The 17,588-nt window shown below is 58.1% G+C and carries 13 protein-coding genes; 11 read left to right on the forward strand and 2 right to left on the reverse strand.

The window, feature by feature from the left end; genetic code table 11:
- Positions 1-149: 149 nt before the first annotated feature.
- Positions 150-1,673, reverse strand: a complete 1,524-nt coding sequence (locus tag GLS_RS11865) for an MDR family MFS transporter (RefSeq protein ID WP_193363822.1) — start codon at positions 1,671-1,673, stop codon at positions 150-152.
- A gap of 617 nt (positions 1,674-2,290) precedes the next feature.
- Between GLS_RS11865 and GLS_RS11870 the strand changes: the two genes are divergently transcribed.
- From GLS_RS11870 to GLS_RS11890, 5 genes are all read left to right on the forward strand, one after another.
- Positions 2,291-4,711 carry a membrane-bound PQQ-dependent dehydrogenase, glucose/quinate/shikimate family gene (locus GLS_RS11870; protein WP_052327583.1) on the forward strand — a complete coding sequence of 807 codons (2,421 nt, stop codon included), beginning with the start codon at positions 2,291-2,293 and terminating at the stop codon, positions 4,709-4,711.
- Between the two features lie 427 nt (positions 4,712-5,138).
- Positions 5,139-6,698, forward strand: coding sequence for a carbohydrate porin (locus GLS_RS11875; protein ID WP_080691969.1), 1,560 nt, complete (start codon positions 5,139-5,141; stop codon positions 6,696-6,698).
- Between the two features lie 127 nt (positions 6,699-6,825).
- Positions 6,826-7,230 (forward strand): glycerol dehydrogenase, encoded by a 405-nt coding sequence (locus tag GLS_RS11880; protein ID WP_405002418.1) that lies wholly within the window; start codon positions 6,826-6,828, stop codon positions 7,228-7,230.
- Positions 7,230-9,449 carry a pyrroloquinoline quinone-dependent dehydrogenase gene (locus tag GLS_RS11885; RefSeq protein ID WP_041112376.1) on the forward strand — a complete coding sequence of 740 codons (2,220 nt, stop codon included), beginning with the start codon at positions 7,230-7,232 and terminating at the stop codon, positions 9,447-9,449. Before GLS_RS11880 ends, GLS_RS11885 begins: the two co-directional genes overlap by 1 nt.
- A gap of 201 nt (positions 9,450-9,650) precedes the next feature.
- On the forward strand, positions 9,651-10,409 hold the full coding sequence (locus tag GLS_RS11890) for an IclR family transcriptional regulator (RefSeq protein ID WP_041112377.1): 759 nt from the start codon (positions 9,651-9,653) through the stop codon (positions 10,407-10,409).
- Between the two features lie 160 nt (positions 10,410-10,569).
- Here the strand turns inward: GLS_RS11890 and GLS_RS11895 are convergent, their stop codons facing one another.
- On the reverse strand, positions 10,570-12,645 hold the full coding sequence (locus GLS_RS11895; RefSeq protein ID WP_226986588.1) for a TonB-dependent hemoglobin/transferrin/lactoferrin family receptor: 2,076 nt from the start codon (positions 12,643-12,645) through the stop codon (positions 10,570-10,572).
- Positions 12,646-13,071: 426 nt separating this feature from the next.
- Between GLS_RS11895 and GLS_RS11900 the strand changes: the two genes are divergently transcribed.
- The 6 genes from GLS_RS11900 to GLS_RS11925 all read left to right on the forward strand — a co-directional run bounded on the left by GLS_RS11900 (position 13,072) and on the right by GLS_RS11925 (position 17,442).
- On the forward strand, positions 13,072-13,401 hold the full coding sequence (locus GLS_RS11900; RefSeq protein ID WP_041112379.1) for an antibiotic biosynthesis monooxygenase family protein: 330 nt from the start codon (positions 13,072-13,074) through the stop codon (positions 13,399-13,401).
- Positions 13,401-14,333, forward strand: coding sequence for a heme/hemin ABC transporter substrate-binding protein (locus tag GLS_RS11905; RefSeq protein WP_041112380.1), 933 nt, complete (start codon positions 13,401-13,403; stop codon positions 14,331-14,333). Before GLS_RS11900 ends, GLS_RS11905 begins: the two co-directional genes overlap by 1 nt.
- Positions 14,330-15,358 (forward strand): FecCD family ABC transporter permease, encoded by a 1,029-nt coding sequence (locus tag GLS_RS11910; RefSeq protein ID WP_041112381.1) that lies wholly within the window; start codon positions 14,330-14,332, stop codon positions 15,356-15,358. The genes GLS_RS11905 and GLS_RS11910 overlap by 4 nt, the downstream gene beginning before the upstream one ends.
- Positions 15,355-16,164, forward strand: a complete 810-nt coding sequence (locus tag GLS_RS11915; protein WP_041112382.1) for an ATP-binding cassette domain-containing protein — start codon at positions 15,355-15,357, stop codon at positions 16,162-16,164. The genes GLS_RS11910 and GLS_RS11915 overlap by 4 nt, the downstream gene beginning before the upstream one ends.
- Positions 16,165-16,179: 15 nt before the next feature.
- Positions 16,180-16,500 (forward strand): antibiotic biosynthesis monooxygenase family protein, encoded by a 321-nt coding sequence (locus tag GLS_RS11920; RefSeq protein ID WP_041112383.1) that lies wholly within the window; start codon positions 16,180-16,182, stop codon positions 16,498-16,500.
- Positions 16,501-16,662: 162 nt separating this feature from the next.
- On the forward strand, positions 16,663-17,442 hold the full coding sequence (locus tag GLS_RS11925) for an AraC family transcriptional regulator (protein WP_041112384.1): 780 nt from the start codon (positions 16,663-16,665) through the stop codon (positions 17,440-17,442).
- Positions 17,443-17,588: the final 146 nt, after the last annotated feature.

The following is a 17,588-nucleotide window of genomic DNA, read 5'->3' on the forward strand; positions in this document are numbered from 1 at the left end:
CTCGCAAGAGTGCGTTCCTTGAATGTCTGTGGAATTTTTATGTCAGCCCGATCGAAAGAACTGCTGCAGTATCGTGGCGACCTGTTTCTTCGACGTTAAAACCGGGCGGCTTTTGTCAGTCTCTACCGTAGGGAGAGCAGACCTGAAGCCTATGCGGTCTGGTCGTTTCCGGGGTTCAGTTTCTTGCGCGCCATCAGTCCCACGATCAGCATAAAGGCGAGGAACATGAAGCTGCTGCTGACGGTCAGGCTCGCGCTGATTGACGTCTTGTAGGCGGCCTTCACCTGATCATGCAGGGCGGGAGAGAGCGTCTGGATGGCTGCCATGCCGTTTTCCAGAAATGTGGGCACATCGATCTTTTCGGGGAGGGCATTCAGGCTGTTTCGCAGCATCAGGGCCATCACGCCCCCTGAAAGCGCCACGCCAAGCGATCCGCCCAGAGAGCGGATGAATGCCATCATGGCTGTGGCGATCCCCAGCATGTTTCCGGGGACGGAGTTCTGGATGATGACCGTCGCATTGGGCATGCCAATGCCCATTCCGACTCCCAGGCATCCAAGGCTCAGAAGGAACGAAAGCGCGGGCGCACCATGACGGGCACACAGCGCAATCAGGGCCAGGGCCAGAAACTCGATACCGACACCGATCACGAGCAGAAGTTCGTAGCGCTGCGTCCTCGATGAGACATAACCGCCCAGGATCGAACTGATCATCATGGTGCCGACCTGTGGCAGCATCATCAGGCCTGAAGTCGCGGGCGTTTCCCCCAGGACGAGCTGATAATAGAGCGGCAGGAAAATCATCGACCCCATCATGGCAAACGACATGATCCCTGTCGCCGCTACGCAGACGGAAAAATCCGCAATCCGCAGAAGGCCCAGACTGACGAGAGGTTCAGGTGCGCGCCGTTCCTGCCAGAGAAACAGCAGGAAAACCGCCGTGCTTCCTGTCAGCAGCAGCAGGGTGAGGGGGGATGTCCAGGACAGGGCGGTTCCGAGGGAATTGAACAGAAGCAGAAAGCCAGCTGTCGCAATCGCCAGAAGCCCGGCCCCCAGATAATCAATACGTGGCCTTTTTTCAGCGCCGCCAGAGGGCAGGCTCAGCATGATCAGCGTAAAGGCCAGAAGTCCGACAGGCAGGTTGACCAGAAAGACCCATCGCCATGAAAGGGCACTGGTCAGCACGCCGCCGAGAAATGGCCCGGTGACGCTGCTGACGGCGAAAGCGCCGGTAAAGAGACCCTGATACCGGCCGCGCTGCTGCGGTGTGACCATGTCGCCGATTACGGTCTGGGACAGGGTCATCAACCCACCGGCTCCGATCCCCTGAAATCCCCGGAACAGGATCAGCTGCCACATGCTCTGGGCCACCCCGCACAGAAGCGAGGCCAGCAGGAAAGCCCCGATGCTGAACCCGAGCAGGGGGCGCCTCCCGAACATGTCGGAAAGCTTGCCGTATAGGGGGGTGGCAATCGTGGAGGTCAGCATGAAAGCCGTCACCACCCACGACATGTGGGCCAGACCGCCCAGATCGCTGACGACCGTAGGAAGTGCCGTGGAGACGATGCTCTGATCGAGCGCCGCCATAATCATGGTCAGGATCAGACCGGCAAAAACGCGGATGCGCGTCGAAGGCGTATAGCGGGATGGGAGATCTGCGGAGACGGATTGCACGAAAAATTCCATAATTTCAAAACGTCAGCAGCGTTTTTCCATAAGGATCACGACTGTCCGGACGCATTACCTGCCATTGGGCTGCAACCTGTCATCCGCGTCGGCCAGCCCGGATCAGCGCTAACGGACCACACCCGTCATGATTGATCAACCGTCAGTCCGGCCTGCTACCGAGGCAAAGAGGACGATCTTTCAGTTCGTCGGGATGAGCCTCCTGCAGATATCGGCTCTGGTTCCTTGTTCGGGCATCACAAAACAGACACTCACAATCGATTGATGGTGCTCATTTATTGTTTGCCATTAAGTGAAGTCACGCCCTTTGACGATGGAGTATATTTTTAAAAACGACTTACTTTAATTCAATAAATAATATGGAAACTCTCATTTTTATTTAACTTTAATGAAGAATGTTATTTTCCGTATTCTGTGGGATGCAGAGGAGTGAGGGCTTCTGCACGTTCGCAACTTCTTTATGGAAATCATCTCAGACGTTTTGTCAGACAGCATGAACATTCACGGACGGCGTCATTGTGGCAGCAGCCATGGAGTAAATACCAAACAAATAATGAAAATCCTGTTTCTGCATCTGAAATACAAACGTTCACATTGGAGGTAAAATGTCGAACGATATTCATATAGGATCAAGGCCCTGGGCCATCAGTGGCTTGATCTTCATTGTGAGCCTGACGCTCATCATCGGTGGAATAGAACTTATTGCTCTCGGTGGAACATTCTATTACCTGATCGCCGGTTTTGCCCTGGCGGCAAGTGCCGCGCTGGCCTGGACACGTCGCAGTCTTGCGCTCTGGGTCGTGGCCGTCACGATTTTCGGAACGCTGGTCTGGTCTCTGGCGGAAGTCCATCTGACGTTCTGGGAACTTGAACCGCGCCTTGTCGCATTCATCGTTCTTGGACTTCTTGTCCTTCTGCCGTGGTTCCGGGGCAGGCTGTTTCCGGTTTCCCGTGCTGCGACACTCACTGTCGGTGGTGTTACCGCGGTAACGTTCCTGACCCTGATTGTCGCAGCATTGCAGCCCAACGGTATCTCCGGGGCCGCACATCTGGCGTCCGGTTCTGACGGCGGATCTGATACATCCGTTCCGGATCAGGACTGGCAGTATTATGGCCGCACTCAGGGTCAGGATCGTTTCTCTCCGCTCAAGCAGATCAACGCCGGGAACGTGAAGAACCTGAAGCTCGCCTGGAGTATGCACACGGGCGACACCATGCGCGCTGGTGAAGATCAGGGTGGCACTGATGGTGGACATGAGTTCAACTTCGAGAATACGCCCATCAAGGTCAACGATACGCTCTATGTCTGCACCGGTCACAGTTGGGTTGAAGCCATTGATGCTGCCACGGGCAAGATCAAATGGAAGTATGACCCCAAGGCCAATACCGGCCCGGACGTCTATCTCGCCTGCCGTGGCGTCGCCTATTACAAGGCTGCCGAAGGGGCGAGCGCAGAGTGCCCGGAGCGTATCATTGCCCCGGTTCTCGATGCCCGGATGATGGCTCTGAATGCCAGAACGGGAAAGCCCTGCGAGGATTTCGGGGAACACGGTTTCATATCGCTGACGCAGTATCTGGGCCATGTCCCCGACGGTTTCCACTTCGTCACCTCCCCACCCATGATCATCAGCGATCGTGTCATCACTGGTGGCTGGATCTTCGACAATCAGGCGACATTCGAGCCTTCAGGTGCTGTGCGTGCGTTTGATCCCATTACGGGCAAGATCGTCTGGGCCTGGGATGTGGGCCACAATCCGCAGACCTGGACGCCAGGGCCCAATGACGAACTGACCCGCGACACGCCGAATGCCTGGGGCGTCTATACGGCCGATCCCAAATTGGGCCTTGTCTATCTGCCGACCGGCAATGCGCCGCCGGATTACTTCGGTGGCCATCGTCGTCCGTTCGATGACAAGTTCAGCAGTTCAATCATCGCGCTGGATGCGAAGACCGGCGAACTGCGCTGGCATTTCCAGACCGTCCATCATGACGTGTGGGATATGGACGTTCCGGTGGGGCCGTCGCTGATCGATCTGCCCGGGCCGGATGGTTCAACAATTCCGGCTCTGGTCCAGACAACCAAGCGCGGCGAATTCTTCATGCTCAACCGCGAGACGGGGGAGCCCGTTGCCGAGGTTGCGGAAAAGAAGACCCCCCAGGGCGCCGTTCCCGGAGACTGGACAACGCCGACGCAGCCTTATTCGGTCGGTCTTCCTTCTGTTTCGCCGAAGGACCTGACAGAGAAGCATCTGTGGGGCGCAACGCCGATCGACCAGATGATGTGCCGCATCCAGTTCCGCAAGGCCGCCTATCAGGGGCAGTTCACGCCCCCGCAGCTGAAGGAAACCATCGTTTACCCTGCGTTTGACGGTGTCGTGGATTGGAATGGCGCGTCTGTCGATCCGGTGAACAAGCTGGTCATTTCCACGGCCAACTATATCCCCTTCATGCTCCGTATGGCGCCGCGTGATGCCGTCGAGAAGGCGGGTTTTGTTCCCCCCTGGGATGGCAGCGGCAACGAACCGCATGTGAAGGGCGGTGTCTACGGTCCTCAGTACGGAACGCCGTATGTCGGCTACGTCCATCCCTGGCTGAACCCTCTTATGGTTCCCTGTGATGCGCCGCCGTGGGGCACGCTGACCGCGATCGATCTCGTCAGCCGGAAAATCGTCTGGCAGCATCCGATCGGCACAACACGGGATACCGGCCCGTTTGGCACGCACAACAATCTGCCGCTGCCAACCGGCATGTTCAACATTGGTGGCACGATGGTGACCGGAGGCGGTCTCGTCTTCCTGGGCGCAACGGCAGACGACTATCTGCGCGCTGTGGATGAAAGCACAGGCAAAGTGGTCTGGAGAGCACGTCTTCCGGCGGGCGGTCAGGCCAATCCGATGTCCTACATGATCAACGGCAAGCAGTATATCGTGATTGCCGCTGGCGGACATGCAGGCATGGGAACGCGTACGGGCGATTATATTCTCGCCTATGCCCTGGATGACGGGCAGACAGCTCAGGCCAACTGAGCCATTCTGGCGACAGGGTTTTCCAAGGCGGAAACCCTGTCGCTCCATTTCATATAGGGCATGTATTCAGACCCACAGGTTCCAAAGCTTTACAGCAGGCTGAACAGTGCCTTGCTCTGTCCCGGCATCGTCTCCCATCCCAACACGAAAATCAGTGCTTACATGCGCGGAAAACAGGCGTTTGATCCGTTTTCTACACGGACAAGTGAGGGACGGCTTTCTGCCCGTTTTATGGGCGTTCAGATGATAAATAATCCCATTTAAAACAATAGATTAGGTGTCCATTGGGACTAAAGTCCATCCCTAATGGATTTCAGTCCGGTTTTTGTCATCAGGGGAGCTATTTTTTTTGGTTCGGTTTTTTGATTTCTAGGCTCTGCGACTTCTTTTCTGAAGAAGGGGAGGCGCGCAGGGAGCCTTTAAATATATGTTGAACCACTCTAACGATCCTGGTCGTAAAAAAGGGGTCCTTTATGTAAGTACCTTAATACTTCTATGGATTCCCTGTGGACTGAAAGCGCAGGAGATTTCGAAAGTACCTGTCACACAGGCGGGCAATGTTCATGACCGTGTGAACTCGTATGTCTCTCCTGCAACAAGCAGTCCTACCAAGACGGTGAATCCGCGCCCGTTACTTGTGAAGCCTGCGCCGGTGGCGGATGGCAGCACAGGGATGGCCCGGACCTCGGATACGACGGAGAACAGCTTTTTTCCGGACAGTTTTCACGACTGGCTGACGCAAAGCACCATGACGGGAGACTGGGGCGGATGGCGCACATGGCTGACGAAAAAGGGCGTCAATATCGGGGGGCACTATTTTCAGGATAGTGCAGGGAACCCCATGGGCGGCGCTTCGAAAAATGTCCGTTATGCGCATGAGGTCGGGGTCAATGTGGATTTCGATCTCAAGAAGCTGACGGGACTTTCGATCGGACTGTTTCACCTCACCGTGACATCACGAGCCGGTCTCGGGCTTGGGGCAAAACTGCCGGCGCTGGATAGCCCGCAGGAAATCTACGGTTCTCCGACCGTACGCCTGTCGCTGCTGTCCTGGGAAATGCCCTGGAACCGGTATGTGACTACGGATGTCGGTGAAATGAACGCCGAAACGGATTTTGAATCCTGGTCCATGTACTGGGGGATGAACAATTATTGCCAGTTCGAAAGCAATGCGATCTGCGGCATGCCCCAGTCAATCGCTTTCAATTCCGGATACAGTTACTACCCGACCGCCCATCCAGGCGCATGGGTCAAATTCTATCCGGCGGGAAATGACCATTATTCCATCCAGTTCGGGGCCTATTCGGTCGATCCCACGATCGGCAATACGCATAACGGCTGGAAAATGAACCTGCATGGCGCGACAGGAACGTTTCTTCCGTTCCAGCTTGTCTGGCATCAGGGTGGGAAAGACGATTACAGCGGGCCGCTTCAGACCAATGTGAAAATTGGCGGATACTGGGATTCTTCCGAGGTGAAGAACGTCTATTCCCAGCTTGGGACTTTCGGAATTCCGGCGCAGTACCTAGTTTCCGCACCTGTTTCCAAAGTGCGGGGACGCTTTGGCGGCTGGTTCCAGTTCGACCGGATGCTGGAGCGTGATGAAAACGATCCGAACCGTGGAACATCGTTTTTCGCGTCCTTCACGTGGGGCGACCCTCGGACGTCTGTTGCGCCCTATTTCGTTGACTGGGGTCTGACACGCAAAGGGACGTTCCCAACGCGGCCGAACGATACGGTCAGCCTTGGGATGAAGATGCTCTGGGTCAGTCCAAAACTCACGAGCTGGGTTCGCGAACTGCAGGGGACGGGGGCTACGGGCATTTACAAACCTTCCGGTGAGCACGCGATCGAGCTCAATTACGGCTGGCGTCCCACCCCCTGGCTGCTGATCCGCCCGGGTGCCCAGTACATCTGGAGTACGGGCGGAACCAATAAATACAAAAATCCATTGATACTGGACTTTGAAACGGGAATCACACTTTGAGTTAATATCCAAAGTAACTATTATAAGAATACCAAGTTATATCACGCCGCCGTGAGGTATCTCGGAATATCTTATTTAAATCTGACTTTATGTAATCACTAGTTCCCATCCGGGAAAGGAAAGGTTCATGGTTAATTCATCCGGGAACGTAATGTTCCGGTGCCTTCATAATGCGACTTTTGTGGAGTGGCTTGTGCTGCTTCTTGGCGTGGTCATCACGCTCGTCGGGGTGGCATTCGTCATCGGCGGAGTAGATCTCGCCATGCTCGGGGGCTCTTTTTATTACGCGATCTGCGGCCTTGTTCTTCTGGCCGGGGGTGTCTTCATCATTCTGGGGCGCACAATGGGCGCGTTCCTGTATCTCGGCGCACTGGCCTACACCTGGGTGTGGTCCCTATGGGAAGTCGGTTTCAGCCCGATTGATCTGCTTCCCCGCGCTTTCGGGCCGACTCTTCTAGGCATTCTGGTCGCCCTGTCCATTCCGGTCCTGCGCCGTCAGGAAGTGCGTTTTTCCAGCAAGGGAGCCGTCTGATGCGCCGGCCATATCTTCTCGCCACAGTGGCTTCTCTGGCACTGACAACCCTGCCATTTGTGGCCCATGCGCAGTTTGCTCCTGCGGGAGCAGGTGGTCCGCCGTCTGCCTCCATTCCGGGGCCGGGCAAAGCCGACGAACCGGCACGGGATGCGCCGCCTGACCCGAGTTATTTCGCTGGACCTTCACCCTATGCCCCTCAGGCTCCGGGCGTGAATGCCGCCAATCTGCCGGATATGGATTCCATCGATGCGTCGGCACTGCCGGCTATGGTGCCACAGCAGAGCGCCAGTCCGGCGCATGACGACTGGGCGACCTACGGACACGACGACAACCAGACGCGCTATTCGCCTCTGGACCAGATCACGCCGGAGAATGTCTCCAAACTGGAAGTCGCTTTCACCTATCACACGGGCAGCTATCCGCGTCCGGGACAGACCAACAAATGGGCGGCCGAGACGACACCGATCAAGGTTGGCGACGGTCTCTACATGTGTTCGGCACAGAACGACATCATCAAGCTTGACCCGACAACGGGCAAGCAGATCTGGCGACACAATCTCAATGTGAAATATGAGTCCATTCCCTACACGGCCGCGTGCAAGGGCGTGACGTATTTCACATCGTCGCAGGTGCCTGAAGGCGAGCCGTGTCACAACCGTATCATCGAAGGCACGCTGGATATGCGGCTGGTCGAAGTGGACGCGGCGACGGGTGAATTCTGCCCCACTTTCGGTCATGGCGGGCAGGTCAACCTGATGCAGGGGCTGGGTGAGTCCGTTCCGGGCTTTGTGGCCATGACGGTTCCGCCAATGGTCGTGAATGGTGTGGTTGTCGTCAATCACGAGGTTCTGGACGGCCAGCGTCGCTGGGCGCCATCCGGGGTCGTGCGCGGCTATGATGTGGAGAGCGGGAAGTTCGTCTGGGCCTGGGACGTCAAGCGCCCTGATGACCATTCGCAGCCGACCGGCAACAACCATTACAGCCGCGGCACGCCCAATTCCTGGGCCGCGCTGACGGGCGATAATGCTCTGGGACTGGTGTATGTTCCGACCGGAAACTCGGCCGGTGACTATTTCAGCGGTTATCGCAGTCCGGAGGAAAATGCCGTTTCCACGTCAATCGTAGCCCTTGACGTCAAGACCGGATCTCCGCGCTGGGTTTACCAGACAACGCGCAAGGACGTCTGGGACTACGACATGGGCTCGCAGGTTACGATGATGGACATGCCGACGCCTGACGGGCAGACGGTTCCGGCCATTATCGTGCCAACCAAGCGGGGGCAGACCTTTGTTCTGGACCGCAGGACGGGCAAGTCCATCCTTCCCGTGGAGGAGCGTCCGGCTCCTGCAGGGAATGTTCCGGGCGATACGCGCGCGCCGACGCAGCCCTGGTCCGTCGGGATGCCGGCCCTGCGCATGCCGGAGCTTCAGGAAAAGGACATGTGGGGCATGTCCCCCCTGGATCAGCTCTACTGCCGTATCAAGTTCCGCAGCGCGCATTATGTGGGTGAGTTCACGCCGCCCAGTCTGGACAAGCCGTGGATTATGTATCCGGGCAACAATGGCGGCAGCGACTGGGGTTCCATGGCCTATGATCCGGAAACGGGCATCCTGATCGCCAACTGGAATGCGTCTCCGATGTATGCCCAGCTCATTACCCGTCGCAAGGCGGACACCCTGAAGCTGATGCCGATCGACGCCGTACATTACAAGCCGGGTGCCGGGGCTTCGGCGGAAGGGAATGGTCCGATGGAAGGGACACCTTATGCGATCACAATCGCGCCGTTCTGGGACCCGTTCACCCGCATGCTGTGCCACAAGCCGCCTTACGGGATGATCACCGCCATCGACATGAAGCATGGGCAGAAGGTTCTGTGGCAGCATCCGCTTGGAACGGCTCGTGCCAACGGTCCGTGGGGCCTGCCGACAGGGCTCCCCTGGGAAATCGGAACACCCAACAATGGCGGTTCCGTTATTACCAAGGGGGGACTGGTCTTCATCGGAGCGGCGACCGACAACCTGATCCGGGCCATCGACGAGCGGACGGGCAAGGTCCTGTGGTCGCATGTCCTCCCGGGTGGAGGTCAGGCCAATCCGATGACGTATGAAGCCAATGGACGGCAGTATGTTGCGATCATGGCCGGCGGTCATCACTTCATGATGACGCCGATCTCTGACCAGATGGTTGTTTTCGCTCTTCCCAAGGGAACGAACTGAAAAAACCGGAGGCCGCATGAGGTGCGGTCTCCGGGAAACGTCGAGGCGCGCCACCTGCCTTGTATGGGACATGAAAAAGGCCGTTTTGCCTGCGAGCAAAGCGGCCACATGTTTTCCCGATCCGTCGGAGAAAGCATTTCGTCTAAACAGGGCGTTCAGGCTGCGTTTCGATCATTTCGGCCATTCACGAGAAAAGGTTCTATGTCGAAAACTCCCAAACTGATTCAATCCATCGAACGCGCCGTGGCTCTGCTTGAAATCATTGCGCAGCAGGGCGGGGCCGCGCGACTGCGGGATCTGGCCGTCATCTCCGGTCTGGGCAAGACGACGGCCCACAACATCCTTCAGACGCTGGAGCAGCTTGGCTATGTCCACCGCCGTCTGGGGGACATGAATTATTATCTTGGAGGACGTATCCTTAATCTCTCCCGCATCGTGGGGAATGACTACGTTTTCCGCGACAAGATGCGCCCTGTTCTGGAGCAGATCGCCCGCGAAAGTGGCGCTACGGTCTATTTCGCGGTTCCCAGCGGGGACAAGGCTGCTTACGTCGATATCGTGGATCTGAAGGATCCGCTCTTCGCTGCATCCCGCCTGCATGACCGCGAAAAGCTCGAGGGCTCCTCGGTCGGGCTGGTGTTCTTGGCGTTTGTGCCGGGACTGGGGAAACGTGTGCTGGCCACGCGCGCAAATGCCCTGAGCAAGAACATTCTGCTGGAAATCGAGAATGTCCGGGTCAAGGGATATGCGCTGGATCTTGAATCCTATCGGCCCGGAATCAATGCCGTTGCCATTCCCTGGCGGGAAAGCAGCGGCGAAGTCCGTTCAAGCATCGCCCTGTCGGGGCCGGCCACGGAACTGCCACGGCAACGCCTGATCCAGCTCGCCTGGATGATGATGAAACATGTCGCAAGTGCCAATCTGGAAGGCTCCAGAAGCGTGTTTGGGAAAACGATCTGACAGCGCTTCCAAGAATTAAAGGGAAACCCGTTTCCTGATTAACAGGGGGGTGATGGCATTGAGTCGCATTGTCTCTGAACTGCTGGATCCGGTGGCGACCCGCGATGTGACCGCCACCCTCAAAAACGGGAGAAGAGCCTGATCCTCTCGTTCTGTAGCCTCAGAAATTAGCCAGTAGCGTTACCTTGAAGCTGCGACCCGGCTGGGTGTAGTACGCTTTCGGGACTGTAATGTTGTCGGGGATGTCCAGCGCGCTGTAATATTTCTTGTCAAAGATATTATACATACCTGCTTGAAGCCGCATGTTGCGATAGAACTTCGGGGAGTACCAGCCCGTCAGGTCGAATATTGCATAACCGGGCGTCTTGTTGACGTTCGATGACATGTCCTCAACCTTGTTGCGGGCTGCGGCAAAGGTTGTGGAAAGGTTGGTTCCCCAGCGATCTGTGACGTAACCGAAGCCGACGATCCCCCGGAAAGGAGCGACGGAGTTGAGGTGGACATGTTCCTGTCTGTCCTGTCCATCTGAATAGGCGAGGGACGTCCAGACTTCCCAGTGATCGGCGAAAGTCCAGTTGGCGCGGGCTTCGACGCCGTAAATACGGACACTCTGGCGATTGATGTACTTGTAGACGCCATAGGGGAAGTTGCCGAGGATTCCGGCTTCTTCCGCCGTTCCCGTCACGCTGTCGATGAAGTTGTGATAATAATTGTCGTAGAAGGAAATGCTCGCACCCTTTTTGGAATTTCCATAACGGGCGCCGATTTCCCAGCCCCTGCTGGTTTCGGGCTTCAGGTTCTGGTTTCCGATGGACGCATAGGTTCCCGTCCCACCATAGGCAAGATACATTTCATTGGCCGAAGGGGCACGGAATGCCTCGGCATATTGTGCGTAGACCGTGAAGTCCTTCAGAAGGCGCGCCTCGACGAGGATCTTCGGGGAATAATGCGATCCGCTCGCCCCGCGCGGTGTACCGCTGTAAATCGCATTGGCGACATAGCTCGGCGTATATTTCGGGCTACGTTTATACCAGTCGAACCGGAAGCCTGGTGTAATATGCAGCCATTCATGCTCGCCATAGCCGATGCGGTCCTGAACGATGGCACCAAGGTCCGTTCCGTGCACATCCGGCATGTCCGACTGGTTGTTATGCAGGAAGTAGCACGCATAGGTCGTGGCCGTGCAGTTATCCTTGCCCGCGGCATATTCGCTTGAATCGGTCAGATAGGCCTCGCCTCCCAGCGTGATCGCGTGGTGCAGGGGGCCGGTGAAGACGTTGGATGTGACGGAGCCAACAGCGCCATAGGACTGGGTGGAGAGGATATCATTGCGGTCATACTCCCCGATCGGAGCTGTCAGGCGATTGGCGGCCGTATCGTTGATCGTGTCCACGTTCTGCCAGTAGGCGGTCAAATGCGCTTCGCTGATGAAGGCCAGGGGATTGGCGGCCTTGTAGTCGTATCCGGCCGAGACGCGGGAGCGTTTTGTCTCTTCCAGCGTGTGATAGCGGCTGTAGGTACTGTTGACGCTGGAAAGGGTGTTTTCGTTATAGTTACGGTCGAAGACTTCCCCTGTCAGCGTCACGCGATGGCCGCCTGCGAAGTAATGATGGATTTTCCCAAGGAAATTGCCCTGCGTATAGGAAGCAGGGTCTTTTCTGGAACGTGTCGTCCCTGTTCCGCCAATATCACCGTGGTTTCCCGTTTCGCTGCCATTCTGGTAGCCGCCCTGGACGAGGATCATGGTGTTGCCGTAACGCGCGGCCAGAGCCTGGTTGAGATAGGCACTTTCGCTTGAGCCATCGTAAGTGGCTTTCGACAACCCGCCGAATGTCCGGTTCTCTTTCAGAATGTCCTCGGGGTTCAGGGTGCGCAGAGCAAGAACGCCGCCCAGGGCCCCCGTTCCGAAGAAGCTGGAATTGGCGTTCTTGACGACATCGATGCCGCCGAGGGCGTTGAAATCATAGGCGGAAACGCCCCCATCCAGACCACGGGCACCGTTATCGGTCCAGGTCGTTCGGATGCCGTCGATGGTGGTGAGAATGCGGTTCTGGTCGAGGCCGCGCATGTTGATGCTGAAATTGTTGGAATTGAAATTGACAGCCGCATCCACGCGCCGGCTGTAGTCCGAAATATTGTCGATCATGCGGGTCTGAAGGGTTTTGAGGGTCGTCGTCTGGGTGAAGACACGCGCCTTGCCGACATTGCTGTAGTCGGCATCTGGATCGATTTTCATGGACTCGAGGACATCTCCCTTTCCGGTCTGCCCCTGTACGCGGACTGGGGCCAGAGCGATGGGAGCGTTCTGCGGGGCAGACGACGTTCGGGCCGTGACGGCAGCAGATTTCTTTTCTTGTGTGTCGGGGAGCACGGACTGGGGCGTCGTATCCTGCGCATATAAGCGCCCGGGACCTCCAGAGCCCATCAGGACAAGAGCAGAGGTGAGGAGAAGCTGGCGTCGGCAGGAAATTCTGCGATGGCGGGAAGGCATGTGACCACGTCCTTGTTGAGAATCTGTCGCAACAAGATGCCAAGGCAAAACGCTTGTCAATAAGATGCGATTGATTCTCATTTTCACTTGTGGCAGCGTTGTCACATCGGATGGGACCATTCCTCTGTTCCTGCCGAAAAACTGCGGAATTCCGGAAGCGAGGAGAGCCAGATGTTCGTTGTTGTGAACCGTTTCAAAGTGCGGCTGGACCGGGAAGCCGACTTCCGGCGCCGCTGGCTGGATCGGGAGGTGCTTCTCAACACTGTCCCGGGTTTCCTCATGATCCAGTTCCTGAAAGGCGGCACCTATTCCGACCATGTGGCCTACGCTTCGCATGCGTCCTGGACGTCGCGCGAGGCCTTTGAGGCATGGCGGGGATCGGACCTGTTCCAGACGGCGCACAAGGATGCCGGCAAGAGCGAACCCCTGACAATCGGGCGGCGGGAGTTCAGTGCCTATGAGGTGCTCCGGACGGTCGAAGGGATGGAGCAGGCCGCGTGATGATGCAGAATTCTGCTCTTTCCCGCCGGCGTCTGGGCCTGTCCCTTGTCGCCATGAGCGTGACAGCCGGTCTCCTGCCAAAAACAGGGGAGGCAGCCACCGGGCGGACGATAACGGACTGCCGTGGCCGTCATGTTGTGATCCCGGGGGCACAGCGCATTGCCTGCATCGGCGGTACGATTACGGAAACGCTTTATGCGTTTGGGCGCTCGCAAAGCATCATCGGCGTTGATCTGACCTCTACATGGCCGGAACAGGCACAGCGGGAAAAGAAAAACCTGGGCTATATGCGGGCGATTTCCGCCGAAGGCGTTCTGTCTCTCAGGCCGGACCTGATCCTGGCCATGAATGATTCAGGCCCGGCCGCTGCGATGGATCAGCTTGCGGCTTCGGGCATTCCGGTCGTGTTCGTGGATGCAACGCACTCGCCGGAAGCGATCGAGGGACGTACCCGTTTTCTAGCCGAAATCGTTGATGCGAAGGCTGAAGGGGAACGCCTGTGCGCCACGATTTCGGACCAGTTCCGAAAGCTGGCCTTATGGCGTGAGGCCCATCCGCAGATGCGGCGTGTGCTGTTCGTGATGCGTATGACAAACAACCGTCCCATGGCCGCAGGGGCAGGAACGGCTGCAGATGCCGTGATCGGTCTTGCTGGGGCGATCAATGCCGGGGCGGGCATGCAGGGCTACAAGATCGTGGATCAGGAAAACCTTGTCGCACTCCGCCCGGATGTAATCCTGACGATGCAACAGGGTGGGGATGCAATCCGGGATGAACTTCTGGCCGATCCAGGGTTCCAGTTAACCCCTGCAGGCAAGAGCCGGGCGATCATTGCCATGGAAGGGGAGCGCTTACTTGGATTTGGGCCCCGCACGCCCCAGGCTGCGCTTGATCTGGCGCGCCTGATTGAAACGGCGGGTCATCCCGTATGACATTATCCCGGCGTCAGGCCCTGATCTTTCTGATCGCTCTCCTGCCATTACTTCTGCTGACCATAATCGCCGCGCTGAATATCGGAGCCACCGGCGTGCATCTGTCGGCTCTATGGCATGGAGTGACGGATCCTGACATCCGGGCAGACCGGATCGTGCTGCTTCGCATCCGCGGACCACGGGTGGTGATGTCGGGCCTGACCGGGGCGGCGCTGGCAGTTGCTGGAGCGGTCATGCAAGGGCTTTTCCGCAATCCCCTGGCCGATCCGGGGCTGATCGGCGTGTCATCGGGGGCGGCACTGGCGACGGCCTGCATGATCGTGCTGGGAGGTCCCTGGCTTGTTTCGGGTGCATGGGGTGTCTGGGCCATTCCTGCTGCGGGAATGGTTGGCAGCTTTGCCGCGGCCTATCTGCTGTATCTGTTTGCGACGCGCGGGGGTGTGACCTCCGTCAGCACGATCCTTCTGGCGGGTGTGGCGCTCGGGGCGTTTTCCGGTGCGCTGACGGGCATTCTCATTTTCCGTGCCAATGATACGGCCTTGCGTGACCTGACATTCTGGACCATGGGCAGCTTCGCCGGCGCGACATGGTCCCGCATCGGGCTGTTATGTCCGTTCCTGTGTGTTGCGGCTGCCGTGACGGCACGTCTGGCCACGCCGCTCAATGCCCTGCTGCTAGGCGAAAGCGATGCCCGCCTGATCGGCTATCCGGTCGAGCGGATCAAGCGTCTGGCCATGGTGGCGGTGGCCTGCGCTGTCGGCCCGACTGTTTCTTTCGTGGGGGCGATCGGGTTCGTGGGCGTCATCGTGCCGCATCTTGTCCGGCTGGTGACGGGCCCGGATCATCGCCTCGTTCTGCCGGGAAGTGCGCTTTTAGGGGCAAGCCTCATGATCGTGGCCGATACGCTGGCGCGCGTGATTGCCATCCCCGCTGACGTGCCGGTGGGGATCGTGACGGCTGTTCTGGGAACGCCGGTCTTCGTCTGGCTTCTGTCCGGCGCCCACGGACGCGAGGTGGTCTCATGAGCCTGGCTCTTCAGGATGTCGTCTGGTGCACGGGCGGAAAAACGATCCTGCACGGGACGTCGCTTCGCTTCGAAGCGGGACAGGTGACGGCCATTGTCGGGCCGAACGGTGCCGGGAAAAGCACGCTGCTCCGGATTGCCAGCGGATTGCTGTCGCCAACGAGCGGAACGGTGACGTTGCAGGGGACGGATTTGAACCACCTTGCTCCGGTACGCCTTGCGGCGATGCGGGCCATGCTGACACAGGAGACTGTTCTGCGGGCACGTTTTACATTGCGGGATCTCGTTGTGATGGGGGCCGGTGTCTCGGCGCCACGTCTGACCTCTCAGGAGCGCACAGTGCTGGCGGAAGACCTGCTCGGTCGTGCCGGGCTTGAGCACTTTGCGGATCGCGATGTCATGGATCTTTCCGGCGGCGAGCGCCAGCGCGCCCATCTGGCGCGGGTCCTGATGCAGCTTGAGGCCGCGATGTCGGACAAGGGGGATGCGCCGGGCTTTCTGCTGCTCGACGAGCCGATTTCCGCGCAGGATCCGGCCCGTCAGCGTCTGGTCCTTGATCTTGCCCGCGCGCATGCCCGTAAGGGAGGCGGGGTCGTGCTGGTCCTGCATGACCTCAACTGGGCCGTAGCCTGTGCTGACAGGATCGTGGTCGTGCATCAGGGCACCATTCATGCGCAGGGACCGCCACAGGACGTTCTGACAGACACTCTGGCCCGGACGGTATTCGGGCTGGAAGAGGGGCGCGTCCGAACCCATGAACGAACGGGCAAGCCCTACATCCTGCCACACGATATCATTCTCAGCTGATGAAAGAGCAAACAAATGCACCAGTATATTGCGATGAACCGCTTCAAGGTAGCGCAGGACAATGCCGAAGCTTTTGAAAAACGCTGGCTGGACCGGGAAGTCCTTCTGAAGACGGTGCCCGGTTTCGTCAGTTTCCAGTTCCTGAAAGGCCCGACGCAGGATGGTCTGACGCTTTATGCATCCCACACAGTCTGGGACTCCCATGATGCCTTCGTGGGATGGACCCAGTCCGAACAGTTCCGGCAGGCGCATACGGGCGCTGGGCAGGGACGAACGCTGATGGTGGGGTCCCCTGTTTTCGAAGGCTTTCTGGTCCTTCAGAACATCCCGGCCTGAAAGGCCCCATTCCCGCCCAGGTTCTTCAAAAAAATGGACGCGGAATGTCCGCCAGTGTTCTATGACGCATCATTCTGATGTGTTGGTGCAGACAAACGGAACATTGGACATAATCATTTTGCTGGGTCTCTTTTGAAGAAACATGAATGGGGTCATCGCACCATGAAGCGGACGGCCGATCTGCCGGACCGTCCGCCCCCGGTCGTGGGGTTTGCAGACCGTTATCTGGGCGGTTTCGTCGACGGGTATCACACGCATGACCGCTCCCAGCTCTCGCTGTTTCTGGGCGGAACGGTGACCATCAGTACGTTGGGGCGCAGTTTCGTACTCGGGTCAGGGCAGGGGATGTGGATCCCCGCCAACACGCTTCATCAGGCAAATTGCCGGACCGATCTGGCATTTCAGGTCATTTACGTTGATCCGACACTGCCGGAAGCCAAAGACCTTCCGTGCAAGATGTTCGACGCCTCATCCCTCATGCGGGGGCTCGTGGATGAGATTATCGCGATGCGATACGAGTTCTCCATGGATGAGCGCATGACGTCCATTGCGCGGCTTCTTGTCGGTGAAATCAGGCGCGCCCCCCCGATTGCGGACCGCTTGCTGTTTCCTGCCGATCCGCGTCTGCTTCGTGTCTGTGAGGCGATTGCTGCCCAGCCCGGAGACTGCCACGACATCGACCACTGGGCGCGGGAAGCGGGCATGGCCCGGCGAACCTTTACCCGACTTTTCCAGCAGGAAATGGGCATGGGGTTCGCCGCCTGGCGCCGGCGTGTCCGGGTGGTCGAGGCGGCTTCCCGCATTGCCGCAGGGCAGTCGATTTCCGAAGTCGCATTCGACCTCGGTTACGAGAACGCCAGCAGTTTCAGCACGATGTTCCATCGAACCTTCGGCGTCTCGCCCCGCATGGTGCGTTCAGGCACGCTGACACCGCCGCTGTAACCGGCGGTTTTCTTCGCCCCAATCTCCCCTCCAGACGGCAACGCAGAGAATTCCATTCTCGGCGATCAGGCAGACTTTGTTCGCGTTCGGGCCAATGGCCGTCGCGTCGGTTGATGCGCTCTGCGAATGTGGTTAGGAGCGCAACT

The sequence above is a fragment of the Gluconobacter oxydans DSM 3504 genome, assembly GCF_000583855.1.
GTDB lineage: Bacteria > Pseudomonadota > Alphaproteobacteria > Acetobacterales > Acetobacteraceae > Gluconobacter > Gluconobacter oxydans.